The organism is Xenorhabdus sp. NBAII XenSa04, assembly GCF_963866145.1.
Lineage (GTDB): Bacteria > Pseudomonadota > Gammaproteobacteria > Enterobacterales > Enterobacteriaceae > Xenorhabdus > Xenorhabdus indica.
Genome location: NZ_CAWMEB010000002.1, coordinates 1 through 26,982, shown reverse-complemented (window position 1 = coordinate 26,982; position 26,982 = coordinate 1). Strand labels below are relative to the sequence as shown.

Here is a 26,982-nt window from a genome sequence, read left to right as displayed (position 1 = left end):
TGAGTTAATTAATGAGTATTGAAGGTTGAAAACAGACATACACTTCAACATAAATTGCAAAATGACAAGTGAAACAAGCGAGAAGAAAACCAAGTAATCTATTGATGATTTTGATCGAAAATATATCTATTTACTTTTTAAAATCAATATATAAATATTAAAATGTCTTTTTAACCACCATATTTTGTCCTAATTACCTACGTTAATATCCCCATTAATAGCAGATAATATTCATTATTAAATTCATTAAGATTTTTTTATCGAGAGATACCATATTCTCTCTCTTGTTGCTTATTTAATTTGAGTTTTGGCTTTCATTACAAATAGATCTCCATGCATGAATGAAATAGAAAAAACAACATTATCATTAATTAAATTAATAATAATGATATCTAATGGCGAACACTCGATTATATCTGATAAAAACATAAGCAATAATAATGATAATTATCATGTTTCTTTAAATAAATTAAAGAAAAAACACCATATATCTATTAAGAATAAGCGTTCAATAAATAAGAAAATTAATACATTATCTTTACCAGCTATTCTATTCGATAATGATGGAAACCCTTTTATTCTGGCAAAATCAGATGAACATCGTGTGTTAATTCAAAAACCCCATCAAGAAAAACCAGAAATATTAGATAAAACAGACCTTATCAATTCATGGAGTGGCCACTGGATAAAAATAAAACAAAACAGTAGCCAATTTAATATTCAATGGTTCATCCCAGAATTTGTCAGACAGAAGAAAAATCTGTCTGAGATATTGTTGTTTTCTTTCATCTTGCAAATCTTAGCCCTGATTTCTCCTTTATTCCTTCAGGTTGTCATGGATAAGGTATTAGTACATCAGGCACTTTCGACATTAGATGTTTTGATATTTGGTTTGGTGGTCGCCGGACTGATTGAAGTTGTCCTGAGAGGATTACGCGAATACCAATATGCTCACACGGCCAATCGGATTGATATCAAACTGGGGCTGAAGCTGGTCAAGCATCTATTTGGTCTGCCTTTACTGTTTTTCAAAACCCGCCAGGTGGGGGCAATTGTCACACGGGTACGGGAACTGGAAACTATCCGGGAATTTTTGACAGGTTCGATGTTTACATTATGTATTGATGTCCTGTTCATGTTCGTTTTTATTTACGTTATGAGTCTGATTTCCGGGAAATTAACTCTGATCTTTCTGCTCACTATACCGTTCTATGCCTTACTTGCCTGGTGGGTTACACCCAAGATCGAAAAAGCAGTAGAGAAACAATTCACTCATGCTGCACTCAATACCTCTTTTCTGACTGAAACCGTTGCAGGAGCCGAGACGCTGAAAAGCCTTGCCGCTGAACCACGTTTTACACATCGTTGGGATAACCAGACCGAAAATATGGTCAGTACCAGTTATGAAGTTCAGCAATGGGACAACCGTTCCAACCATCTGGTAATGCTGCTACAAAAAGTAACCAGCGCAATTATTATCTGGCTTGGTGCATCAGAAGTTCTTTCCCTGCACATGACTATCGGTCAATTGATTGCTTTCAATATGATGGTCAATCATACCGAACAACCATTGACCAAACTGGTGCAGCTCTGGGGACAATTTATCCGCTCACGCATTGCTGTCGATAAATTAGGGGATATGCTGAATTTACCGACGGAACAACAATCAGGTAAGGAGCAGGTGACACTAATAGGCACAATTTCATTCTCCGATATCGTTTTCCGTTACCAACCTGATCTTCCTCCAGCCATTAACCATTTCACGCTGAATATCAGGGCAGGAGAAACGCTTGGCGTTGTTGGTACATCCGGTTCAGGAAAAAGCACCCTTGCCCGCTTGCTCTTGCGTCTCTATACCCCGGAACATGGAAAAATCACCTTAGATGGTATCCCGCTGCAACAGATTGATATTGCATCATTAAGGCAGCAAATAGGTATCGTGCTGCAAGAAAACTTTCTGTTCAATAAAACCGTACAGGAAAATATTGCGCAATCACGGCCGGATGCCTCATTGTCCGCTGTAATTGAAGCGGCAAAACTGGCCGGTGCTCACGATTTTATTCTCAAACTACCACTAGGGTATGACACCGTTATTGCAGAAGGGGGGCAATCTTTGTCAGGCGGACAGAGACAACGTCTGGCGATTGCCAGAACCCTGCTCTCTGATCCCAAAATTTTGATCCTTGATGAAGCCACCAGCGCATTGGATGATGAATCACAGGCCATCATTCAATCCAATATGGCAAATATTGCACAAGGTAGAACCGTCATCACCATTGCACACCGATTGTCCACTGTACGTCAGTGCAACCGGATAATTGTGCTGCATCAAGGCCAGATCAGCGAACAAGGAAGTCATGAGCAACTTTTGCAGCATGGCAAACACTATCGAAAACTCTGGCAGCTACAACAAGAACTACAACAGGAATTGAAACAGGAGGGCCCCTCCCATGTTTAAAGCCATCTTGCGTAAGGGGCTAAAACACCTGCGTGCTCCTTCAATACATTATGATTTTCTGCCAACCCATTTGGCATTGTCACAACGCCCACCTTCTCCGTTTGCTCGTTATACGGCGATTGTACTCAGTATTGGTGTACTGGCAGCTCTCCTGTGGGCATATCTGGGAAAATTAGATGTACAGGCAACAGCAACCGGGCGCCTGATCGTCTCTGGTCGTTCACAAATGATCCAGGCTTATGAACAGAGTCGTCTGATCGCGATCCATGTTACCAACGGGCAACATGTTGAAAAGGGAGCAGAACTACTGACATTAAATACACTCGGTGTGAATCAGGATATTGCACGTCTGCTTGAGCAGCGCGAATATTTTACTGAAGAGAAGATCCGTTATCAGGCATTGCTGGACAAACATGACCCTAAATCTTCGCCTCTTTTCCAGCAGCAGCCGATATCTGTACAGCAGAAAATCCTGGCACATTACGCTCATGAGAAGCAGGAATTCGACACTATTATTACCAATACCTATGCTGAAATGGATGTCAATCTCTCTTCCCAAAAAGCCAAAGAGAGCGATATGAAGGCGCTGACTAATCTGCGCCAGAATATTAGTCAACGCTTACAAGCAAGAAAGACACTGAGTCAGCAGCAAGTTATAAGCCGAATGGAATATCTGGAACAGGAAAAGGAATTACTGGAAACAGAACGGCTGCTCACTCAACAAAGATCAGAACTTAATGTTCTGATGGCTCAATACAAGAGCTTTGAAGAGCGCCTGAAAAGTCTCAAAGCACAAAAAGAACGGGACTGGTTTGAAAAAAGAAAGCAGGCTGAAATACAACTGGCTGTACTGAAACAAGAGCTATCAAAAATGAAAGAGCGGGAAGAACTTTCTGTTGTACGTTCTCCTGTTACGGGTACTGTTCAGCAATTAAGTGTTCATACTTTTGGAGCAGTACTGCAACCCGCACAAAATCTTATGGTGATCGTTCCAGATGACCATGTACAACTCGCCGAAATCCAGATCCTGAATAAAGATATCGGCTTTGTTCGTCCCGGTCAGTCGGTAACAGTGAAAGTCGATGCTTTCCCTTATACACGCTATGGCACTATTGAAGGAAAATTACTGAGTATTTCCCGTGACTCCACTATCGATGAACGATTGGGACTGGTTTTTCCGGCTCAAATCAGCCTTAAGCAAAACAATATTATGGTTGATAGTAAACCCGTCGAGCTTACGGCAGGGATGTCGATTGTTGCAGACATCAAGACTGATCAACGGCGAGTGATTGATTACCTGCTCAGCCCGATTCAGGAATATCAGTCTGAAGCGCTGAGGGAAAAATAATATGGCAGAGACTTTTTCCTTTACAAATAGTATTAATAAAAATAGCACTGATACGGAAAATCATGCCAATAATCGTGCACTGGAATGTGTCGCTTATCTGGGAAAACAATTCCACAAAGTTGCTGATGCCAGGCAATTGCACCATGCACTGGGGTTAGATTCGCTGCAACTGACAGACTGGCAACTACGGGAAGCGGCTGATGCTATCGGGCTACACAGTAAATTTGATTTGCTGACATCAAAGACGGCTGCAACTTTACCTCTGCCGGCATTGGTTGAACTGGAACAGTGCTGGTGGGTATTGTTGGATGCCAACGCGGGTCAATTTACCGTTCTCAATCCTGTTACGGGAAAACAAAAAACTCAGGATTTGCATGACCAATATAAGATCTTGCTTGTCGCTGAAAAAAATCTAACTAAAAAACAGGTCAAATTTGGCTTAAGCTGGTTTTATCCCTCCATTTTCAGACAGAAAAAACAGTTACGGGATATTTTCCTGCTGGCCATTGTGCTGCAACTTTTTGCATTGGCATCACCTCTGTTGTTTGAAAACATTATCGACAAAGTATTGGTGGGACGCAGCTTTTCCAGTCTGCATGTTCTCGGTCTGGCAATGCTGGCACTCGCCATTGCAGAACCCTTGTACGGTTTTTTACGCAACACTGTATTTGGGCATATGGCAAGCCAAATCAACGCAGAACTCTCCGGCAGACTTTACCGCCATCTGGTGGGTTTACCCCTGCCCTATTTCAAACAGCGTCAAACAGGGCAAATCATCGCCCGTGTCAGAGAAATGGCGCAAATTCGCCAGTTTCTGACGGGTTCTACCCTGATGTTATTGCTCGATCTGATCTTTATCATCCTATTCCTTGGTGTCATGTTCCATTACTCCAGCCTGCTGTCATGGATAGTGATCGGCTCTCTGATACTCTATTTCCTGCTCTGGATCACCGTAGGGCCAATCATCCGGCATAAAGTAGAAGCGGAATACGAAGCTGATGCCAATGCGACCAGTTTCTTAACGGAAGCCGTGACGGGTATTGAAACAATCAAAACTACAGCGACGGAAAAACGTTTTCTGCACCAATGGCAAAAAGTGTTGAGCCGACAGTTAATCCAGCGTTTTGCAGCCCAGAAAAGCGGGCTTGCCGCAGGACAGGGGATCACGTTGATCCAAAAAATTGTCGCAGCACTATTGCTATGGTGGGGAGTCAAAAGCGTACTTGCAGGAGAGCTATCTCCCGGCGAGCTGATTGCTTTCAATATGCTGGCCGGGCATGTCACACAACCGATCCTGCGATTGGCACAAGTATGGCAGGATTTCCAACATACTCTGATCGCTCTAAGACGTGTCGGCGATATTCTTGATGAACCCATGGAGAACAGCAAACAAGGATTAGCGTCTTCTCCTGAGCTGGCAGGTCAGATTGAATTCAAAAATATCCGTTTTCGTTACCATGAAGATACACCCGAAGTATTGGTAAATCTGTCACTGTCGATCAAGGCAGGAGAATTTATCGGTATCACAGGGCCATCCGGCTCAGGCAAAAGCACCCTGACCCGATTGCTGCAACGTTTGTATATACCACAACATGGCCAGGTTTTAGTGGATGGCATGGATTTGGCCATTGCCGATCCGGTATCGCTGCGACGCAATATGAGCGTGGTATTACAAGAAAGCATTCTGTTTTCTGGTAGCATTGCCGACAATATCCGTCTGTGTAAACCCAATGCCAGTGATGAAGAACTCTATCAAGCAGCAACTCTGGCTGGGGCTATCAATTTTATCAATCAATTTCCCCATAAATTCACCCATCCGGTCGGTGAAAAAGGCAGCAATCTGTCTGGTGGCCAACGGCAACGTATCGCTTTGGCAAGAGCATTACTGAATGAACCCAAGATCCTGATCCTGGATGAAGCAACCTCCGCACTGGATTATGAATCCGAAGCTGCCATTATGAGCAATATGCCTGAGATCCGCCGGGATCGGACAATTATCAGCATTGCTCACCGACTGAACACCATTCGCCACGCAGATAAAATTTTCGTTTTAGATCAAGGGCAAATAATCGAATCAGGCTCACATGATGATCTGTTACAACAAAATGGGCTCTATGCACAACTTTGGAATCAGCAAACTAGCTGACTATCATTCTGAAAAATTCATTGAAGGCGGGAGGCTTGTTTCATCTTAATAACGAAATTAACCCAACATTGTAAGATGTTCTTAAGGAAGAGAATATGGCTATGAAACAATTCTCTATCACAGCTCTGGTATTTTCACATACTTCAGTCACATCGGTTGCTATGCCGATTGAAATACTGACTATTGCCGCTAATGCTATTGGCGGCCCTATTCCTGATGTTCGTATTATTTATCCTACTCAGAAGGGAATGGATGAACCCCATGGTCTGTTGATTGGCTCTGCCTCAACGTTTCAGGGCAGCCTTTATCATGATACACAACCCGACCTTATTCTGATCGGCTCACTGGGTTTTCCTGAATGGCAACCACACCACTGTTCACAGGAAATAATCGACTGGCTGAAAGCCATGGGTGAAAAGCATATTCCTGTTGTTTCCATTTGTTCCGGCACTTTCATGCAGGCCAGCGCAGGCTTACTAAAAACAAGTGCAACTATTCACCCTCATTTCGCTGCTGAATTCAAAGAGCTATTTCCCCATATTCCTCTGTATACCAACAAAAAAATCACTTGCGACAATAATCGGTTCTGCATTTCCAGTGCTTATGAAGATGCCCGTTGCATGATGAATATTGTGGAGCTGATTTATGGACAATACGCCAGAGAACGTTGTGCACATTTCCTGTTTGGAGAAAGTGAAAACCAGGATTCAGTCAGTTTTGTCCCTTATCGTCAACATTCAGATCCACTCATTCACAAGCTGCAAGATTGGATGCATTCTTCCCCCTCTGAAATTTTATCGGTTGCTGATTTGGCAAATAAAATTCATCTTTGTGAACGGCAAATGAAACGCAGATTCAAAGTTGCCACAGGACAAACACCGATCCAATATATCCAACAGATACGTCTGTCACAGGCCAAACACTGGCTAGAAAAATCGCAAAAAACCATTGAAGAAATCAGTCATGAAGTGGGTTATGAAGATACCCGTTATTTCAGAGAGTTATTTAAACGCTGTAATGGCCTGACACCAAAAGAGTATCGACAAAAATATCACCATAATGGCTGATTTGGTCATGTATTTAATCCGTTGATGCATGTCAAATACAGTAATTACGTTCAATGAATGTACCAATGCTCTTATCGTGCAATTCGGGGGATTTAGAATAACCCAGTGTCTTACGATTGAGTCACCAAACTAATATCAAAATCAAGGATGCCTTCCAAAACACCGCAAAGAAAGTCATGTAAAAACAAAATATTGGATACATGTTTTGAAAGATTTAATTATTAAGATTCTGTATATGAACCATAATATATAATCGGCTTGAGAGTTTGTTAATTAATCTAATTCAGACATAATTTACCATTACAATGGAGTCAATTTATGAAAAAAATTAAAGAAATTCATGCTAATTCTTTTGAGGGAGAAGCTAAAGTTATACTGAAATTTGTCTATACCGTATTACAGAATGGTGCTTTAGCACCTCAATATGACGCTGAATGCTTTAAAAAACTATCAAGTTCTGGATCAAAATACGTTGGTTTAAACGTGAACAATAGGTATAACATAAATACAAAGACTGGAATAATGTCTGCCAGCTCGGAGTTTATTCCTCCAGGCCATTCCAGACCTTTAGTCGTGACTCTATCGCCAGCAGGGATAAGTAATACATATGAATTTATTGGCAGCATGGAGCCAGACATTAATATATTTTTTAGTCTTGATAAAGATTTAAAAAATCCAGTTAGTACATTTTTGATACCAAACAAAGGGAAGGAATATAATTGCGTCATTTCGAGTTTAAATAAATATCACAATATAACAAGGAGATGGTTGTATAGAAGCGCGTGAATATCACATATTGTCTGCGACAGAGCTGGAGAACATAAAAAAAGGTTATATATTTAATTATGTTGATGTATGTCAAACATAGCAATTACGATCAATGAATGTACCAATGATCTTATCGTGCAGTTCGGGGGATTTAGAATAATCAGGTCATGCTCCCGATGATTAGATATTGTGATAAACTCCCTGCTTTTTATTGTGGGTGAGAGCAAAACCTTCCAACTAAACGCTACCTATCAAGCCTGTCATCCCGGTATGAAAAGCGAGTTATTGATATGGCAATAAATAACTCCAGCATCAGGGACACAGCCTGGGTTCTAAAAGTCGGCATTAACACAGTCATTCGCACCTTAAAAAGCTCACGCCAAGAAATGAGACCCATTTGCCCTGATCTGGGGATAGATTCTGGGTAAAATATAGTTAACACAAAGCATGATGAAAACAGGTTGCACGCAAATTTTAGATAGACTAATCTATCTAAAGTATAGGCGCTAATTTAGGCGATCATCTTCAGTCATTAGTAAGGACGATAAATGGCAAGAAATTTGTTATCTCTTCTTGGCTTTTGTTTTTCTGTGCTCGTTTTCACAAATGCCCAAGCATCCCAAGAACAGATGCGTGTCTCAGCAACAACGATGCAGGCAGTTCCCTTTACTCCTTCAATTAATATATTAGGATCTATTGTAGCAAGAAATGAAATTATCATAAGCCCGTCACTGACTCAGCATATCATTACTGATGTCCTGGTAGAAGAAGGCGATCACGTCAAACAAGGTGATGTTCTGGCTACACTGGAAACGCCCATTCAGGATGAGAAAGTCAAACAGGCCAGAGCGAATCTGGAACATGCTTTGGCTCTGATAAAACAGAATGAGGCCATGAACGATCGGGCACAATCCGACCTGAAACGGGCAAAACCGCTGATCAAAACCGGCGTCATTACTGCCAGTGAGTTTGAAAAATATAAAATGGAGGCTAATTCGGCATTAGCAGCCTTAAATGCGGCAAAAGCCGAATACCGGCAATTACAGGCGCAATTACAAGAAGAAAAAAGCCAGCGTGCCAAAACAACTATTCTGGCTCCCAAAGCAGGAATTATCAGTGAGCGTGTTGCCACAGTTGGTATGACCACTGATGGTAATTACCTGTTTAAGCTTATCGACAATAACCAATACGAATTTTCGGCTGAAGCCTATATTTCTGACTTAAAACAGATCCAGGTGGGCTCACTTGCAACCATTTCTCTTACTGAAGGGGATAAAATAACGGGTAAGGTGAGATATGTATCACCAAAGATTAATCCTATTACTCAAATAGGGCTCATCAGGATCACGCTTGATAACGTTCCCACAAATATCAAACTAGGCGATTTCGGTTATGCTCTCTTTCAGCTTAAACCAGAAAATATTAATGCCATTCCTTATAGTGCAGTGAGTATCACTGATGGAAACAAAGCAGACGTCTATGTTGTGGGTAAAAACAATGCGGTGGAGAAAAAGCAGGTCAATATAGGGCGTATTTTTGATAAATGGGTTGAAATAAAGTCTGGGTTATCAGCAAACGATAAAGTTGTAGTCTCTGCATCTCCATTCCTACAAGAGATGGATACTGTTTCCATTAAATCACAGGGAAAATAAGATGAAGTTTCAATTATCAGAATGGGCTATCAGAAAGCCAATTCCCACTATTGTTATTTTCTTGGCTCTCACTATCGCCGGGTTATTTTCCTTTTCTGAGTTACCCATTAATGCCAACCCTGTGATTAATTTTCCGGTTGTGACTGTAACCACTTCACAAAGTGGTGCTTCACCTTCTGAATTAGAAAATGCAGTGACTCAACCTATCGAACGGGCAGTTTCTGGCTTACCGGGAATTCGGCATATTAACTCAACCATTACTGATGGTGTCTCTATAACGGTTATTGAATTTAATTTGAAGGTTGATCCTAATGTCGCCGTTAATGATATTCGTGAGCAAATTACCCAAATTCGGGCAGAATTACCTCAAAATATAGATGAGCCTTTAATAAACCGTATTGATGTAGAAGGCGGAGCTATTCTGAATTATGCCGTTCAGTCAAAGAGTAAAAATTTAACCGAATTATCCTGGTTTGTTGATGACAAATTAAGTAAGCATCTATTAACTGTACCAGGGGTACAAAAAATAAGCCGTTCGGGTGGGACAAACAGAGAAATACTGGTTGAACCCGACCCGGTAAAACTGGCTGCGTTAAAGATCAGTGTTGCAGATATTAATCGGTTATTGCTCCAGAGTAATGCCAATATTCCTGGCGGGAGAATGGTTATAGCAGAGCAAGGTCATTCTATCCGTATCTTAGGAGCCAAAAATCAATTAGATTATCTGCGTAAATTAAAGTTTCCTTTAGAGAATAATAACTGGGTCACTTTGGGCGATATTGCCACGATTAAAGACTCCCATTCAGAAACAACGTCTATTTCCCGTCTGAACGGTAAACCTGTTATTGGTTTTGCCGTATTCCGCACTAAAGGTTCAAGTGATACCGTGGTAGAAAAAGGAGTCACAAAAGCATTAGAGAGAATTAAAAACGAGAATCCTGATGTTAACATTAAACTTGTTTCATCAAATGTGAAATACACAGTGGCCAGTTATAACGCCACTATGCAGACATTAATCGAAGGTGCAATATTAACAGTCATTGTGGTGTTTTTCTTCCTGAAAAGTTGGCGTGCTACTTTAATTGCAGCAATTGCGTTGCCATTATCTATTTTACCCACATTTGTTATTCTGCATTTATTTGGTTACACATTAAATAGCATCACATTATTAGCATTAACGCTGGTAATCGGTATTTTAGTTGATGATGCGATAGTCGAAATAGAGAACATAGAAAAATATATTGAAAGAGGAGAAAGGCCTTATATTGCAGCGATCAAGGCATCCAATGCCATTGGGTTCGCAATCATCGCGATTACTATTACGATTGTCGCTGTTTTCCTGCCGGTCAGCTTTGTTGGCGGTTTCGTAGGTAAATATTTTGTCCCCTTCGGCATTACCGTATCTGCGGCAGTTTTATCATCCTTACTGGTTGCCAGAATGGTAACTCCTCTGATGTCCGCTTATCTGTTATTACCGAAAAAGGCATCAACGAAAAAAGCATTGTCTGAACAAAACAGTGAAACAGGTAAAGCCGAAACACCGAAATGGATCAAGAAATATGTTGCCATTCTGGATAAGACACTAAAATTTCGCAAAACAGCCTTAGCATTAGCTGTCGTTTTTCTGTTTGGTTCACTCAGTCTGCTTGAGCTATTACCCTCTGGCTTTTTACCTAAATCCGATATCAGTATCGCTAGAATAGATATTGAAGCCCCACCCGGAACACAGGTGGCGCAAAGCGATAAACTTTTACAGCAGATTATTAAACAGTTTAAAGCCCGTCCAGAAATTGTAGATATTTTCTCTATTGCAGGTGTTGAAGGAACAGCCGGCGATATTAATCAAAGCAAAAGCACTATTATCGTCAATTTAGTGCCCATCAATGATCGCAAATTGTCACAAAAAGAGTTTGAACAGTCACTGACGCCTATCTTAGATGCAACGCCGGATATTCGCTATACCTTTGGCAGTAGTGATGGAAATCGGGATGTTTCGATTGTTTTAGCCAGTGATTATCCAGAAATTCTGGCTCAGACAACAAGACAGTTGCGTCAGGAAATGATGCAGTTGAATGGATTAAAGAATATTCAAATTTTGCAACCATTACCCAAACGGGAAATTATCATCACCCCGAATATTGCTGAGGCTGCCAGAGCGGGAGTAACAACAGATGCTATTGGTGCAGTGATTAAGACCGCAACTATCGGTGAAATCAACGCCAATGTCTCTAAATTTAATTTACCAGACAGACAGGTTCCGATCCGTGTCTTATTATCCAAAGAGGACAGGGATAATCTGAATGTGCTAAGTAATATGTACGTTAACAGCACATCTGGGGTTAATGTCCCGATAAAATCGGTCGCTGATATCTCCTTTGGTTCAGGGCCTGACACTATAGAACGCATTTCCAGACAGCGTAAAGCTGTGATTGAGGCTGATCTGAATGGTATCGCAATTGGCACTGCACTAGAGCAGATCAATCAATTACCAACATTGAAAAAATTGCCACCAGAAGTTAAAAGAATCCAATATGGTGATATTGAATACATGAATGAGATGTTTGAACGTTTCTCTACCACCATGATGCTTAGTATCCTGATGGTATTGGCTATTCTGATGATTCTGTTCAAAGATTTCTTACAACCCATGACGATTCTGATTGCCCTGCCATTTGCTATCGGTGGTGCCATTATCGCTTTACTTATCTATAATGCCACGATTGATATGCCCGTTATTATCGGCATATTAATGCTAATGGGAATTGTCACCAAAAACTCAATCTTACTGGTTGAGTTTATTCTCGAAAAATCCCGCTCTGGTATGTCACGAACTGACGCCATTATTCAGGCAGGAAGAGAGCGTGTCAGGCCAATTATCATGACAACAATTGCCATGATTGCCGGGATGATCCCTCTGGTAGTCACCAGCGGCGCAGATACCAGTTTCCGTGCGCCGATGGCGATTGCCGTCATTGGTGGGTTACTCAGTTCAACATTGCTAAGTTTGCTGTTTGTGCCCGTTATTTACAGTTATGTGGATGATTTTAAAAACTATATCGTTCCATATCTTAGAAAATTGTCATCGGTAACAAAAGACGATCTCAATTATCATTGATAGATGAATCAATTTGATTCTGTATCTAGCCTTTGGAGGAATATAAGGTGAAAAAACAGACCGAAAAACAGCGAGCCAAACGTAAACATATTATTGATGCGGCTATCTCCTGTTTTATCGAGAAGGGATTTCATGCAACATCAACAGCAGAAATCTGCAAAGCAGCAGGTATGAGTCCCGGCAACCTGTTTCATTACTATCCAACCAAGAGTGCCATTATTGAAGCGATTGCAGAAGAAGACAGTCACGACTATGACGAAATTTTAGCTGCCTGTCATGATGAAAATTCAGTGGTTGCCACAATAGAAAAATTGTTGGAAAAGCTGATACAACTCTATAACGAACCCGGCTATGCACGCCTTAGTATTGAGATTATCGCTGAGGCCAGCCGGAATCCTGCTATTAATAAGATATTTATCGAGAATGAGAAAAAAGTCCGGGAGCGTTTTACGCGACTACTCAATAAAGGCATTGAGAATGGGGAAATTGATAAAAAACTTAATGCTGAACAGACTGCTTCCTGGTTGATGATCGCCGTTGACGGTGCTATCGGAAGGCAAATCATGGGATCTGATTTTAAATGGCGTGAAGGCCTTGATGCTCTTATTTATTTAATACGAAAAGCCTTTACTCCATAACTCTTACAACCGCTTTCTGATTAAGGCATTTGCCTTAATCAGACCAATGCGACTCTTTTTCTCCATTTTATTTCTTTTTCACACCGTACTTGTTATACATCACGCTATACACCACTTTCCCGACATTATTATGTCTGAATTTTAGCTGAACCCGACAATCCCTCTAATCAACCAACAATCTCTCCCATCAACCAGTAGCGACACGCGTCCAGCTAAGGTATCATTGCCCGCTATATTATTGGTACACGCCCTTTATCAATCGAATTTATGGCAAAAGAACAAACTGATCGCACCACACTGGATTTGTTCGCAGATGAACGCAGGCCAGGGCGACCTAAAACAAATCCGCTGTCCAGAGATGAACAGCTTAGGATCAATAAACGCAACCAGTTGCGCCGGGATAAAGTCAAAGGACTGCGTCGGGTGGAACTAAAACTCAATGAAGATGCTGTTGGCGCTCTCAACCATCTGGCAAAACAGCGCAATATCAGCCGCAGTGAATTGATTGAACAGATGTTGCTGGCTCAACTGGCAACAGAGAATCGCCTTACCAATTAACGGCTTTAATTCAACAGAATGAAGCGGCGTCACCACACAAATCTGACAGACTTGTCACTGATGTTTGGTCAAAATAACGTTTTTCATTTTAATAAAACTGCTATTTTTCCTGCTGATTTCAGCGTGACGTGTATAGATTTCATACACTACTAATAGAACAAGAGGTTAATCTACTTTATGGCAATAATAGGTATATTCTTCGGCAGCGACACTGGCAACACAGAGAACATTGCCAAAATGATCCAAGAAAAACTGGGCGGTGCTGATGTTGCGGAAGTTCACGATATTGCCAAAAGCAGCAAGGAAGATCTTGAAGCCTTCGATATCCTGCTGCTAGGCATTCCAACCTGGTATTACGGCGAAGCTCAATGTGACTGGGATGATTTCTTCCCAACTCTGGAAGAGATCAATTTTGAAGGGAAGTTAGTTGCCCTGTTTGGTTGTGGTGATCAGGAAGATTATGCAGAATATTTCTGTGATGCTATGGGCACCATCCGCGATATTATTGAACCTCGTGGTGCAATTATTGTTGGTCACTGGCCAACTGAAGGGTATCATTTTGAAGTCTCTAAAGGTATGGCTGACGATAATCACTTCATTGGTCTTGCTATTGATGAAGATCGCCAACCAGAATTGACCGAAGAGCGTGTTGATGCTTGGGTACAGCAGATTAAGACTGAAATGAGCCTGTCAGAGATCCTCGGCGCATAAAAGATATCCGCGTGTGTATATAAGGAAACAATTACCTTTTGCGCGGGATAATTCTTGAATTATGTGTCATGATAGCGAGGTGGGCATGGTTTTCATTTTCAATATCCATGCCTATAATCTACAGCGTGAAACTAAATCATGATTCTCTCACGATACCCCAAGTATCACAAGTTCACTAAACTCAAGTTACAGGACTGAATCCGCATGACCGACAACAATAAAGCATTGAAAAATGCTGGACTTAAAGTAACACTTCCTCGCCTGAAAATTCTGGAAGTGCTACAGGACCCAGAATGCCATCATGTCAGTGCGGAAGATCTCTATAAAAAACTGATTGATATCGGTGAAGAGATTGGCCTCGCCACTGTCTATCGCGTGTTGAACCAGTTCGATGATGCCGGCATTGTCACTCGCCATAATTTTGAAGGCGGTAAATCGGTTTTTGAACTCACTCAGCAACATCACCATGACCATCTTATTTGCCTCGACTGTGGTAAAGTGATTGAGTTCAGCGATGAGTCCATTGAAGAACGTCAGAAAGATATTGCTGCACGTCATGGAATCAAGTTGTCAAATCATAGTCTCTATCTGTATGGTCACTGTACTACAGGTGATTGCCGCAAAGATAGTACGTTACATGATGAGAAAGCATGATAAGAAGGCACGGTAAGAAGTGATACATACTACTCACTTCCAATATCTGCTCTTGTCAAAAGAAGCTGCTGCCGATTAGCCTAAGCTAATCGGCAGGTTGCTTTTTTTACAGGCGATTATTTTTGATATACGTCTTCAATTCGACTAAAACGCTTACCATCAGTGCTAACAGAACGGACTTTCACATTACCTTCAACGTGCGGTCTTTGTCTGTCATCATAAATTTCCCAAGTTTTACCATCATTCAACGAGTACTGAATTGCCAGCCCCGGCAAGGCAATGTTTGCTTCCAATGTCCCTGACACAATTCTTGCTCCCGGTATTGGTAATCGATATGCAACATGCGCCTTATCCAGTTTTGCCATCTCACGTTGCCCCATTAAATTGGCAAAACGACGCCAATCATTATTGAGTTTATCGGTTTCAATATACCGTGTGATTCCGCCTTTATATTCCCTGCCCTGTTGGTAATTCTGTTCCCATTCAGCTTGATGCCATGCACGTTCCGCCAGCGGCAGCAAACGCGGATAAATCATATATTCCATTTGCTGATCAGTACGTACCGTTTCACTCCATAATAGCCCTGACATTCCATACGCCCCCGGCCAACGTTTATTACTGGTGGTATTGAAGTAATTACCATTGATATCCATCGAAGTTTCGGCATTTTGTGGCATATTATTTGGTGCAAAACTGAAGATTTTGGCTTCATCATTAAAACGGGATGCCCAATAATAGCCCCGCTCTTTCGGATTGACTTCATACGGCATATCCAGGTAAACATAATCAGGACTGGAAACAACGACACGATAATCTTTGTTTGCCCAGTCATTAACGGAATCATAACCTCCCCAATAGAGCGTATCCCAAAAGTTTACCGTAACATACTGAGTAGCAAAGTCTTTCGCCGATTTTGCATGTTTCAGACCATCCTGCCATGACTGCATCGCCTCAATACCATGAGCATTGACAATCTTACTCACTTCAATCGCAAAGTAACTGGCCAGCTCATCAACATCTTTGATAGTACCCTTCGCAATCATTTTTTGACAAGCCTGAGATTTTGCCCATGGTTTGTCTTCGATTTTTTTATTTATGATCCCTTTACCCGGTTCAATTGGGCCATCTTTATCCTGATAACCCGCCCCTAAACGAATATTTTTCGCTTCATCACCGCCAAAGTGCCATGTTTTCAGTGATGTCCCGGCTTCTTTGTGCATGGCAACAATTTCACTGATGACTTTGTCAACAAAACGTTTGGAAGAATCCATACACGGGTTCAGATAGCTATGGCGATCGTAAAACTGTACAGATGTCGTATTTGAGGTATCCGTCGGATCGAGCAAACGGTACTCATTGGCTTCCTGTAGCTTTCCTTCTGCCACCAACTTTTTATAACGGGCTTCCATAGACATTACCGCTGCACGGGCATGGGCCGGAATATCAATTTCTGGGATCACCTCTATCTGACGAGCCTTAGCATATTTCAAGATATCAATGTAATCCTGACGGCTAAAATAGCCACTTCCCATATTATTACTTGCTGGCCCTGAGCCTAATTGCGGTAGCAAACATTGTGTCTCAGTTAAATCATGACAACGTTTGCTGCCAATTTCTGTTAATTCCGGTAAACCGGGAATTTCCAGACGCCAGCCTTCATCATCACTCAAATGGAAATGGAATTTATTCAGTTTATAAGCCGCCATTTGATCGAGCAGACGCAAGACCGCTTCTTTACTATGGAAATTCCGTCCGACATCGAGAAAAATCCCCCGATATTCAAATCTGGGTGCATCTTTTGCTGTTAATGTGGCTATTTTCGGTACACCATTGGCCGGAAGAAGAGAAAACAGTGATTGCAGTCCATAAAATACACCGGATTCATCAAAAGCAACAATTTGCGCTCCCTTAGTCGTGATATTCAGGGAATAAGCCCCTTTAACCCGCCAATCACCGGTAAATTTGTCAGCATTAATCTGAGTCGCAACCCGATAACCGCTATCGGTTAACTTAATGTTATAATCAGCAAAACGCTCTCGGATAACCCGAATTGAAGCGTTACTCAACCCTCCCAGTTCCAATCTCACTCCATGAGACAAATTGACATCCTGTGAATGAATGGACAATTTTCTGGGCGTTGGGATAATTTGCCCACGCAATTTAACCTCATCCATTAATGACATCTGGCTGTTTTTCTCAAAACGGCTTTCAGGTGTCATCAGGATATTGTTATCTGTCGTCGTTCGTTTCCACTGCTCCCCTTTAAAATCAGATAAAAATGCACTCAGATCCTCAGTATCAGTATTAGTCAGTACCTTGGGAATCGCATCACCGGAAGTGGCATACCAGCGTGGCATAAAATCTGTACTGTAAATCTGCCAGTATTCACCAATAATAGGCAGTGAGATCTTCTCTTTGGCCTTGATCCCACTGAACTTTTCTGTCGGTTCTAATTTATGCAAATCACCTGTGATATGCGTGATTTTGTATTGCTCATGATCAACGTTCAGAATTTGGCGAATGCTATGAAAATAGAGTGCCCAATCGGCAGAATCAATTACCTGATCGCCATTGGTCAGTGTGATATTAACCCGATTACAAGCGGCCCCATTTGCACCTAAGATGGCACAATCAGTCCCATGTGATCCGGCCTGGTTGTCTACGATGCTAAAATTCACGCTTAACTGACTAAGTGAATCCACTATCTGCTGTGATGACATTTCCGCATGAATATTTTCCGCATAAGTACCTGCCGTGAACCCAGCCGCCATGATAATTGCTGCTAAAGTGTGTAATTTAATGCTTTTCATTAATGACCTCGTCCGAGTTTTTTATTTTGGCCCAGAACAGAAGACTGTTTTTGATATCACAAAACGGTTTTGTACAACGGTTTTGCGCAACATAGCATCAATGCGAAATAACCCTATACAAAATGTGACTATAAGGCAATTTTTAATCTTGGCAGGAGGAGTTAATTTTCATTACGAGACTTTTAAGCATAAAAAAAGCGCGATAATAATCACGCTTTTTTCGTGTATTCAACTTACATTATTCTTTAGAGATTTTCGCCCAAGTATCACGCAAGCCTACAGTACGGTTAAATACTAAACGTTCAGGACTTGAGAGTTTGCTGTCAGCACAGAAATACCCTTCACGCTCGAACTGATACGTTTTTTCCGACTGTGCTTTTGCCAGCCCCGGTTCAACAAAACCTTTACGTACCACTAATGACTCTGAATTAATCGTAGACAGGAAATCCTCTTCTGCCCCTGGGTTCGGTACACTGAACAGACGGTCATACAGATAGAATTCCGCAGGGGCAGCATGTGCGGCACTGACCCAGTGAATAACCCCCTTCACTTTGCGACCGTCAGCCGGATCTTTATTCAGCGTCTGCTCATCATAGTGACAATAAATAGTAGTGATATTACCTTTTTCATCTTTTTCGACACGTTCAGCTTTAATCACATAAGCGTTACGCAGACGAACTTCTTTACCGAGAACCAAACGCTTATACTGACGGTTTGCTTCTTCACGGAAGTCTGCGCGATCAATATAAATTTCACGGCTGAAAGGCACTTCACGACTACCCATTTCTGGTTTATTTGGATGGTTAGGCATTGTCAGAATGACTTCACCTTCCGGCATATTCTCAATCACCAGTTTTACCGGATCAAGAACTGCCATAGCACGCGGCGCGTTTTCATTCAAATCATCACGGATACAAGATTCCAACGCGGCCATTTCAACGTTGTTATCCTGTTTAGTCACCCCGATACGACGGCAGAATTCACGGATCGCAGCAGAAGTATAGCCACGACGACGCAAGCCGGAAATCGTTGGCATACGTGGGTCATCCCAACCATCAACAACGTTTTCTGTCACCAGCTGGTTCAGTTTACGCTTGGACATCACCGTGTATTCCAGATTGAGACGAGAAAACTCATACTGACGTGGATGGCAATCAATGGTGATGTTATCCAATACCCAGTCATACAAACGACGGTTATCCTGAAACTCTAACGTACATATAGAGTGAGTGATCCTTTCCAGGGCATCAGAAATACAATGGGTGAAATCGTACATCGGATAAATGCACCATTTATTACCAGATTGGTGATGTTCTGCAAATTTAATGCGATACAGAACCGGATCGCGCATGACAATGAATGGAGAAGCCATGTCAATTTTTGCCCGCAGACAAGCTTTACCTTCAGCAAATTCACCAGCACGCATTTTTTCGAACAGGGCAAGGTTCTCTTCCACACTGCGATCGCGGTACGGGCTATTTTTACCCGGCTCTTTTAACGTACCACGATATTCGCGGATCTCATCTGGGTTTAACTCATCGACATACGCCAAACCTTTATTGATCAATTCAAGCGCATATTCATACAGATTATCGAAATAGTTAGAAGAGTAGCGAATATCACCACTCCACTGAAATCCTAGCCACTGGACGTCATTTTTAATCGATTCAACGTACTCAATATCTTCTTTAACCGGGTTAGTATCGTCAAAACGCAGGTTGCATTGCCCCTGGTAATCTTGTGCGATGCCAAAATTCAGGCAGATCGACTTCGCATGTCCAATATGCAGATAGCCATTAGGTTCAGGTGGGAAACGGGTATGTACGGATGTATGTTTACCAGTTGCTAAATCTTCGTCAATTATCTGACGAATAAAGTTTGTCGGGCGAGCATCTGCCTCACTCATCGTTTTATTCCTCAATGCAAAAAGCGTTTCAATAAACCCTTTATAATCTATTAAGCTGAACCGAGAAACAACACTTAGTTAATGGAAAATGGACGAAAAGGGCAAAGTTAGTACTAAAAAGCGATTTATGTACAATGAATTATGTACAATATCGTTAACTTTCCGTTAAAAACTGTGAAGGATACTGACAAGCCATTATAAAAAAATGGCTTGTCGTTTTTCTCATGGGGCGTTCAATAATAGCACCAAGTAAGATCAGCAAATGCGATGATTTTCCAGCACCACAATTAACTGATCCGCACAATAAATAATATGCTCTTCGCTCCAACCAGGATGCAAATACAGGCTGATTGTTCGGGGTAATAAAGAGCGAACCGTCTCACACACAACATCACGATAATTGACTGATTCAGGCGATGTCTACTCTTTTGGGTAAAATGTTTTGACTGACAGAAACTAAATGTACTGACATCACCAATTGTACCGACAGGTTTACCTTTATATTGACCTCCCAAACATTGGGCGCTGTCTTCTATTACTTTGAGATTATATTTACGGGTAATAGCGAGTATAGGATCCATATCGCAAACAACATCATAAAGATGCACAACGATAATAGCTTTCGTCTTCTCTGTAATAAGCGCTTTTATTTTAGAAAAATTTTACTGGTTATTTTTCGGTAAAAATTAGCCTTTGATTTATTGTTTAAAAAACGCTCCCCTATCACTAAATCAATATTATTATATTTAATCTGATTATAGGCATTAAAAAAATCAGATTCTTTTATTGGGAAGTCAATATTGGTATAACAGATATATTTTCCATTTGCCAAATCAACACCTCGCCGAATGCTGTATCCTTTCCCATAGTTTCCACAATTAGAAATGACCATAACATCACAATAATTCTGTTTTATTTTTGCTATATCACTATCATGAAAATTGTTTTTATCCGATATTGTTTCCCGTACTTGTTGCCTGCTCACCGCAGATTCAATAATGATATAACCCCTATCATCCCAATACTTCAAATATTGTTTCATTTTATCTTCAGAAAAACACCCTGACATTTTCCCTCCTAATCCAAAAATAAAAATTATAACCTTCTCTTATTAAGCGCTCTGCTTACACTCTTAACTGATAAAAATCCAATAACATCAATGATAAATTAGATAAATATATAAAATGATTTAGTTTTTATTGTTCTTTATTATTAGAACTATTCAAATGAAGTATTTTTATATCATTCGGTGATCGTCGAAACGATCACCGTTAGCCTGGAAGGAGAAATAGATTAATCTATTTCATTACCTGAAATAAATTTGATTCTTTAGCAATAACATGACGTTCAGCCATGATACTGATACCCGCATAGTCATCAATATTACTGATAACAATCGGACTTATCATTGACTTAGCATGAGTGTTCAGGTATTCAAGATCCAATTTCAATAATGGCTCCCCTACTGTCACTTTTACACCTTCTTCAACCAAACGCTCAAACCCCTTACCTTGTAAAGAAACGGTATCAATGCCCATGTGGATAATCACTTCAACACCGTCATCTGCCTCAATACACAGTGCATGATTAGTATCGAACACTTTCACTATCGTACCTGAAATCGGTGAAAAAACAGTATCAGAGGTCGGTTTAATAGCAATCCCATCACCCACTAATTTGCTGGAAAAAGCTTCATCCGGGACATCCTCTAATTTAACCAATTCACCTGTTACAGGAGCCATTAAGGTTAAAATGACTTTTTCTTGCGACTTACGATCTTTTTTTACCTGAATGTCAGGCTTTGAAGCCTGGTGTTCTGTTTCAGCCGCAATAGGTCCTTTGGTGATAACCTTCTTCATGGCATTGGCGACCAATTCTGCGCGGGTTCCAATAATAATCTGAACACTCTCTTTGTTCAGACGGATAATCCCGGAAGCGCCAAGCCGCTTGACTGCTTGTTCATTAATCAAACCTGAGTCTTTTACTGATAAGCGTAAACGGGTAATACAGGAGTCAATACCCGTTAAATTGCCTGAACCGCCTACTGCTGCAATATATTTATACGCTTCTTCCTCAATATTACCTGGGCCAATGGTTTTTGCAGCCATATCGATATCATAACCATCCGTTTGTCCGGTGGAGAACAATTCACGCCCCAGTGTCAACAGGTTGAACTTTTTGATCGTGAAACGAAATATCACATAGTAGAGACAGAAGAAGACCAAACCTTGTGGAATAAGCATGTACCAGTGAACGGCCAACGGATTGCGTGAAGAGAGCAGAAGGTCAATAAAGCCAGCAGTGAAACCAAAACCAGCAATCCAGTGCATAGTCGCCGCAATATAGACTGAAATCCCCGTCATAATGGCATGCAGGACATAAAGTACAGGTGCAACAAACATGAAAGAGAATTCAAGTGGCTCCGTTACCCCAGTAAAGAATGCAGCAAATGCGCCTGCCATCATAATACCGCCAACCATTGCTCTGTTTTCAGGACGCGCGCAGTGGTAAATCGCTAATGCCGCTCCCGGCAGACCAAACATCATAATGGGGAAGAAACCTGCCTGATAACGCCCGGTAATACCGGGAATGGCTGTCCCTTCAGCAATAGATTTTGCTCCTGCCAAGAAGTTAGGGATGTCATTGATCCCCGCAACATCAAACCAAAAAACTGAATTCAAGGCATGATGTAAACCTATCGGTATTAACAGACGGTTAAAGAAGGCATAAAGCCCTGCCCCCGTTGAGCCAAGATTAGTAATACTTTCACCAAATGCCACCAGCCAGCTATAAATCACAGGCCAGATAAACATCAAGATAAAAGAGAGCAGGACCATCAAGAAGGAATTCAATATAGGCACTAAACGACGGCCACTGAAAAATGATAATGCCTGAGGCAATTCAATATGGCTGTGACGGTTATAAAGTTCGGCTGAAATAACGCCCACTAAGATGCCAACAAACTGGTTATTGATCTTACTGAATGCGACTGGCACTTCAGCAATCGGAATATTTTTAATCATTGCGATGACTGCAGGAGAGCATAGTTTAAGGACAACCATAAATCCGACTAATCCAGTCAATGCGGCAGCACCATCCTTATCTTTCGACATACCATAAGCAATCCCAATCGCAAATAATATTGCCATATTTTCGAGAATGGCATTTCCTGATGAAATAAGCAGCGCTGCCAGAGGGTTATCGGCCCCCCAACCCGTTGGATCGATCCAATATCCAACGCCAACTAGTATTGCCGCTGCGGGCAATGTTGCCACGGGCACCATCAATGCCCGGCCAATCCGTTGTAAGTAACTTAGAATGTTCACTCACGCCCCCTTAAAGCTCCATTAATGGAGTCTTTTATTTAATGAATGATGTAATGACATCACTTATGTGTTTCTTATTAAAATATTTTTATTCTAAAAAAATTATTTTTTATCACAAATTAAATCCTTCTGATATGTGATAAAAATCACCACAATTGATATTTTTTTAATCAAAATATGGCCTTAATCAAAAACTTATTTTACTATAAAAAATAACATTTCAACTTTCGACAAGTAGAACCATTACAAAGAACAGGTATGATAGACGGCTTTCCTCGACAACGGTTTGTATGGTTCCATTTTTAACCATGAATAATGCTTAAAGAGGTCATCATGAGGCTGATCCCCCTAACAAATACAAGTGATGTAGGTCGATGGTCTGCACACTACATTGCTAGTAAAATCAACGAATTTCATCCAACAACAGAGCATCCTTTTGTACTCGGCCTGCCCACTGGCAGTACACCACTGGCGACTTATAAAGAACTCATCGCGCTATATCAGGCAGGAAAAGTCAGTTTCAAGCATGTCGTCACTTTCAATATGGATGAATATGTCGGTATTCCTGCAAATCATCCCCAGAGTTACCACACTTTCATGCATCAGAATTTCTTTAATCACATCGATATCCCAAAAGAAAACATAAACTTACTCAATGGTAATGCGAAAGATGTTGATGCTGAATGTTTACGTTATGAAAATAAGATCAAGTCGTATGGAAAAATCCATCTGTTTATGGGCGGTGTAGGTAATGACGGTCATATCGCCTTTAACGAACCGGCGTCCTCCCTTTCTTCACGTACCCGGATTAAAACGTTAACGCTGGAAACGCGAACAGCTAACTCGCGTTTTTTCGATAATAATGTGGACTTAGTTCCCCAATATGCTTTAACCATTGGTGTAGGTACATTAATGGATGCCGAAGAGATCTTGATTTTGGCGACAGGGGCCCAAAAAGCCTTGGCCCTGCAAGCTGCAATTGAAGGCAACGTTAACCATATGTGGACAGTAAGTTGTTTGCAGATACACCCAAAAGCGATCATCGTCTGTGATGAACCTGCAACGATGGAGTTAAGAGTAAAAACAGTGAAATATTTTCACCAGCTAGAGGCGGAAATTCTTAATGAGTTCGCCAGTTAGTACTTAATTCAGGCGATTAGGAGACCAGAATGTACGCTTTAACTAACTGTATTATCTATACCGGACACGAAAGACTGGACGGACATGCTGTCATCATTGCAGATGGTTTGATTAAGCAAGTCTGTCCAGAAAATGAATTACCGGAACATATTGAAAAACACGATTTACACGGTGTAAATCTCTCTCCCGGATTTATTGATCTGCAAGTCAATGGCTGTGGGGGGGTTCAATATAATGAACGGCTGGAATACATTACGGAAGAGACGCTGCGTATTATGCAGGAAACTAATCAGCGTCATGGTTGTACCAGTTTTCTGCCTACACTTATCACCAGCCCTGATGAACTGATGATTAAAGCCATTGAAGTGATGCGTATCTACTTAGTCAACAATCCTAATCAGGCACTTGGATTACATCTGGAAGGGCCTTACATCAATCCGATAAAAAAAGGGACTCACAATCCAGCCTACATACGCAAACCAACATCTGAGATGGTCAATTATTTGTGTATTAATGCAGATGTGATCACCAAGATTACCCTTGCTCCTGAGATGGTCGAAGAGCAGTGCATTCACCAATTAACTGAAGCGGGTATTATTGTTTCTGCTGGTCACTCCAATGCAACTTATGAAGAGGCCCGGCGAGGGTTCCGTAATGGCATTACTTTTTCTACCCACTTATATAATGCCATGCCTGCCATTTCCGGCCGCCAACCTGGGCTAATCAGCGCTATTTATGATACATCTGAAGTCTATGCCGGCATTATTTGTGATGGTATGCATGTATCATGGCCAAATATCCGTAGCGCCAAGAGATTGAAAAATGAAAAATTAGTTCTTGTGACAGATGCTATCGTCCCTGCCGGTCTTGATTCAGCGACAAATACCCTGGAGCAATTCACTTTTGCTAATAAAACAATATATTATCGTGATGGATTATGTGTCGATGCACATGGCACACTAAGCGGCTCCTCAGTCACAATGATAGAGAGCGTCAAGAATAGTGTTGAACATGTCGGTATCGCTTTGGATGAAACATTGCGGATGGCAACTCTTTATCCAGCCAAAGCCATCGGTGTTGATAAACACCTCGGTACGATTGAAGTCGGCAAAGTCGCAAACCTGACCGCATTCACACATAATTTCAAAATCTGCAAGACCATAGTTAACGGAAACATAGTCCACGAAAACGTGGTTAACGAAAAAACAGCGAACAAAAACATAGCCAACAAAGATATTGATAATGGAAACATCGGAAACGAAGTTGAACTATCGTGAGCATAGAGTCTGATGAGTAACCATAATGCACAGAAGCAAATCGGTAATATTGACCTGGTTAAACAGCTCAATAGTGCGGTGGTCTATCGTTTGATAGACCAACATGGCCCGATATCCCGTATTCAAATTGCAGAAGAAAGCCAGCTTGCGCCCGCCAGTGTCACCAAAATCACACGTCAGTTATTAGAACGCGGCCTGATAAAAGAAATTGACCAGCAAGCTTCTACTGGCGGGCGTCGGGCTATTTCTATCGTTACAGAAACCAGCCGCTTTCATACTATTGGCATACGGCTCGGACGCCATGATGCGACAATTGCATTATTTGATATGAGTGCCAAACAATTAGCCGAAGAGCACTACTCCGTACAGGAGAGTACACAACAGGAAATCGAAAAACGGATTATCTGCGCCATTGAGAATTTCATTGCCAAAAATCAGCGGCGGATCCGTGAATTGATCGCAATTTCAATCATTCTTCCCGGCTTGGTGGATCCCGATAACGGCATCGTTCGTTACATGCCACACATAAAAGTAGACAATTGGCCATTGGTGCAAAACCTACGGAAACATTTCAATATCTCCTGCTTTACCGGGCATGACATTCGCAGCCTTGCGTTGGCAGAGCACTATTTCGGGGCCACCCGCCATTGTGAAGACTCACTTCTGGTACGCGTTCACCGTGGTACAGGAGCAGGAGTTATCATCAATAATAATATTTTGCTCAATAAACGTGGCAATCTGGGAGAAATAGGTCACATCCAAATCGAACCACTGGGTGAACGTTGCCATTGCGGAAATTTTGGCTGTCTGGAAACTATTGTATCTAACTCAGCAATAGAGGCTAAAGTACAGCATCAATTACGGCAGGGATTTCCAAGCAAATTAACCTTAAATAGCTGCACTATTCGTGACATATGCCTCGCAGCTAATCAGGGAGATCCTCTGGCAGTCGAAGTTATCAGGCAAGTAGGGCACAATCTTGGTAAAGCTATTGCCATCGCCATTAATTTATTTAATCCCCAGAAAATAGTTATTGCTGGTGATATTACGGAAGCTGAGCAAGTTCTGCTTACGGCTATTCAAAGCTGCATCAACACACAGTCGTTAAAAGCCTTCCGTGAAGATCTCCCCGTCGTTGTTTCTGAACTAAATCACTGTTCCGCAATTGGTGCATTTGCCTTAACAAAGCGAGCGATGCTCAATGGTGTACTGTTGCAACATCTTCTTGGAGGATAATTTCACCAACATCGTTGGTTTTATCATCAATATGATTACAAGCCAAACAAACAAGCGATATTACGCATATTTTTTTAAAAAAGCAGTTGACGCATCTGTCTGATATACGCATAATGCGCCCCGCACCGCCGATGAAGGCAAAGCGAAAAAAGATGGCTACGTAGCTCAGCTG

General features: G+C 41.5%; 19 protein-coding genes and 3 pseudogenes. 15 read left to right on the top strand and 7 right to left on the bottom strand.

What is annotated here, in order from left to right; translation table 11 throughout:
- Positions 1 to 337 precede the first annotated feature (337 nt).
- The 4 genes from AAC147_RS00110 (at position 338) to AAC147_RS00095 (ending at position 7,019) form a co-directional block, all read left to right on the top strand.
- Positions 338 to 2,458, top strand: a complete 2,121-nt coding sequence (locus tag AAC147_RS00110) for a peptidase domain-containing ABC transporter (protein ID WP_047678760.1) — start codon at positions 338 to 340, stop codon at positions 2,456 to 2,458.
- Positions 2,451 to 3,806, top strand: a complete 1,356-nt coding sequence (locus AAC147_RS00105) for an HlyD family type I secretion periplasmic adaptor subunit (protein WP_047678757.1) — start codon at positions 2,451 to 2,453, stop codon at positions 3,804 to 3,806. Before AAC147_RS00110 ends, AAC147_RS00105 begins: the two co-directional genes overlap by 8 nt.
- 1 nt (position 3,807) lies before the next feature.
- Entirely contained in the window at positions 3,808 to 5,952 is a 2,145-nt protein-coding gene (locus tag AAC147_RS00100) for a type I secretion system permease/ATPase (RefSeq protein WP_047678754.1), read from the top strand.
- Between the two features lie 101 nt (positions 5,953 to 6,053).
- On the top strand, positions 6,054 to 7,019 hold the full coding sequence (locus AAC147_RS00095; protein ID WP_047678791.1) for a GlxA family transcriptional regulator: 966 nt from the start codon (positions 6,054 to 6,056) through the stop codon (positions 7,017 to 7,019).
- Between the two features lie 31 nt (positions 7,020 to 7,050).
- On the opposite strand, the pseudogene AAC147_RS00090 reads toward AAC147_RS00095, so the two are convergent.
- Positions 7,051 to 7,140 (bottom strand): annotated as a pseudogene (locus tag AAC147_RS00090) (IS1 family transposase); the annotation flags it as partial.
- 197 nt (positions 7,141 to 7,337) lie between these two features.
- Here AAC147_RS00090 and AAC147_RS00085 point away from each other — a divergent pair.
- The 8 genes and pseudogenes from AAC147_RS00085 to fur all read left to right on the top strand — a co-directional run bounded on the left by AAC147_RS00085 (position 7,338) and on the right by fur (position 15,115).
- A complete protein-coding gene (locus tag AAC147_RS00085; RefSeq protein ID WP_052189365.1) occupies positions 7,338 to 7,805 on the top strand; it encodes a hypothetical protein in 468 nt (155 codons plus the stop codon).
- A 207-nt stretch (positions 7,806 to 8,012) separates the two neighbouring features.
- Positions 8,013 to 8,190: pseudogene (locus AAC147_RS19975) on the top strand (IS1-like element transposase); the annotation flags it as partial.
- 145 nt (positions 8,191 to 8,335) lie between these two features.
- Positions 8,336 to 9,439, top strand: coding sequence for an efflux RND transporter periplasmic adaptor subunit (locus AAC147_RS00080; RefSeq protein ID WP_047678751.1), 1,104 nt, complete (start codon positions 8,336 to 8,338; stop codon positions 9,437 to 9,439).
- 1 nt (position 9,440) lies between these two features.
- On the top strand, positions 9,441 to 12,554 hold the full coding sequence (locus AAC147_RS00075) for an efflux RND transporter permease subunit (RefSeq protein WP_047678748.1): 3,114 nt from the start codon (positions 9,441 to 9,443) through the stop codon (positions 12,552 to 12,554).
- A 47-nt stretch (positions 12,555 to 12,601) separates the two neighbouring features.
- Positions 12,602 to 13,192, top strand: coding sequence for a TetR/AcrR family transcriptional regulator (locus AAC147_RS00070; protein WP_047678746.1), 591 nt, complete (start codon positions 12,602 to 12,604; stop codon positions 13,190 to 13,192).
- Between the two features lie 267 nt (positions 13,193 to 13,459).
- Complete coding sequence (ybfE, locus tag AAC147_RS00065) at positions 13,460 to 13,750, top strand: LexA regulated protein (RefSeq protein WP_047678744.1); 291 nt, start codon at positions 13,460 to 13,462, stop codon at positions 13,748 to 13,750.
- 177 nt (positions 13,751 to 13,927) lie between these two features.
- Positions 13,928 to 14,461: a flavodoxin FldA gene (gene fldA, locus AAC147_RS00060; RefSeq protein WP_047678742.1), complete on the top strand. Its 534-nt coding sequence runs from the start codon at positions 13,928 to 13,930 to the stop codon at positions 14,459 to 14,461.
- Positions 14,462 to 14,665: 204 nt separating this feature from the next.
- A complete protein-coding gene (gene fur / locus AAC147_RS00055; protein WP_038259894.1) occupies positions 14,666 to 15,115 on the top strand; it encodes a ferric iron uptake transcriptional regulator in 450 nt (149 codons plus the stop codon).
- Between the two features lie 116 nt (positions 15,116 to 15,231).
- Here fur and AAC147_RS00050 read toward each other — a convergent pair whose 3' ends face one another.
- The 5 genes from AAC147_RS00050 to nagE all read right to left on the bottom strand — a co-directional run bounded on the left by AAC147_RS00050 (position 15,232) and on the right by nagE (position 23,157).
- A complete protein-coding gene (locus AAC147_RS00050; RefSeq protein ID WP_047678738.1) occupies positions 15,232 to 17,925 on the bottom strand; it encodes a beta-N-acetylhexosaminidase in 2,694 nt (897 codons plus the stop codon).
- A 238-nt stretch (positions 17,926 to 18,163) separates the two neighbouring features.
- The gene (gene glnS / locus AAC147_RS00045) at positions 18,164 to 19,831 is read right to left on the bottom strand and encodes a glutamine--tRNA ligase (protein WP_047678736.1); all 1,668 of its coding nucleotides are present in this window, start codon (positions 19,829 to 19,831) and stop codon (positions 18,164 to 18,166) included.
- A 287-nt stretch (positions 19,832 to 20,118) separates the two neighbouring features.
- Positions 20,119 to 20,439, bottom strand: a complete 321-nt coding sequence (locus AAC147_RS00040) for a DegT/DnrJ/EryC1/StrS family aminotransferase (RefSeq protein WP_072032479.1) — start codon at positions 20,437 to 20,439, stop codon at positions 20,119 to 20,121.
- Positions 20,440 to 20,477: 38 nt separating this feature from the next.
- Entirely contained in the window at positions 20,478 to 20,900 is a 423-nt protein-coding gene (locus AAC147_RS00035) for a glycosyltransferase (RefSeq protein ID WP_047678734.1), read from the bottom strand.
- Between the two features lie 229 nt (positions 20,901 to 21,129).
- A complete protein-coding gene (nagE, locus tag AAC147_RS00030; RefSeq protein WP_231571309.1) occupies positions 21,130 to 23,157 on the bottom strand; it encodes an N-acetylglucosamine-specific PTS transporter subunit IIBC in 2,028 nt (675 codons plus the stop codon).
- A gap of 333 nt (positions 23,158 to 23,490) precedes the next feature.
- On the opposite strand from nagE, the gene nagB reads away from it, so the two are divergent.
- From nagB to nagC, 3 genes and pseudogenes are all read left to right on the top strand, one after another.
- Positions 23,491 to 24,297 (top strand): glucosamine-6-phosphate deaminase, encoded by an 807-nt coding sequence (nagB, locus tag AAC147_RS00025; protein WP_047678732.1) that lies wholly within the window; start codon positions 23,491 to 23,493, stop codon positions 24,295 to 24,297.
- A 29-nt stretch (positions 24,298 to 24,326) separates the two neighbouring features.
- Positions 24,327 to 25,478: pseudogene (gene nagA, locus AAC147_RS00020) on the top strand (N-acetylglucosamine-6-phosphate deacetylase); the annotation flags it as partial.
- 108 nt (positions 25,479 to 25,586) lie between these two features.
- On the top strand, positions 25,587 to 26,810 hold the full coding sequence (gene nagC / locus AAC147_RS00015) for a DNA-binding transcriptional regulator NagC (protein WP_047678729.1): 1,224 nt from the start codon (positions 25,587 to 25,589) through the stop codon (positions 26,808 to 26,810).
- Here nagC and AAC147_RS00010 read toward each other — a convergent pair.
- Positions 26,773 to 26,982: hypothetical protein (locus tag AAC147_RS00010; RefSeq protein ID WP_231571308.1), on the bottom strand; the 210-nt coding region annotated here is incomplete at its 5' end. The two genes, nagC and AAC147_RS00010, sit on opposite strands and share 38 nt — an antisense overlap.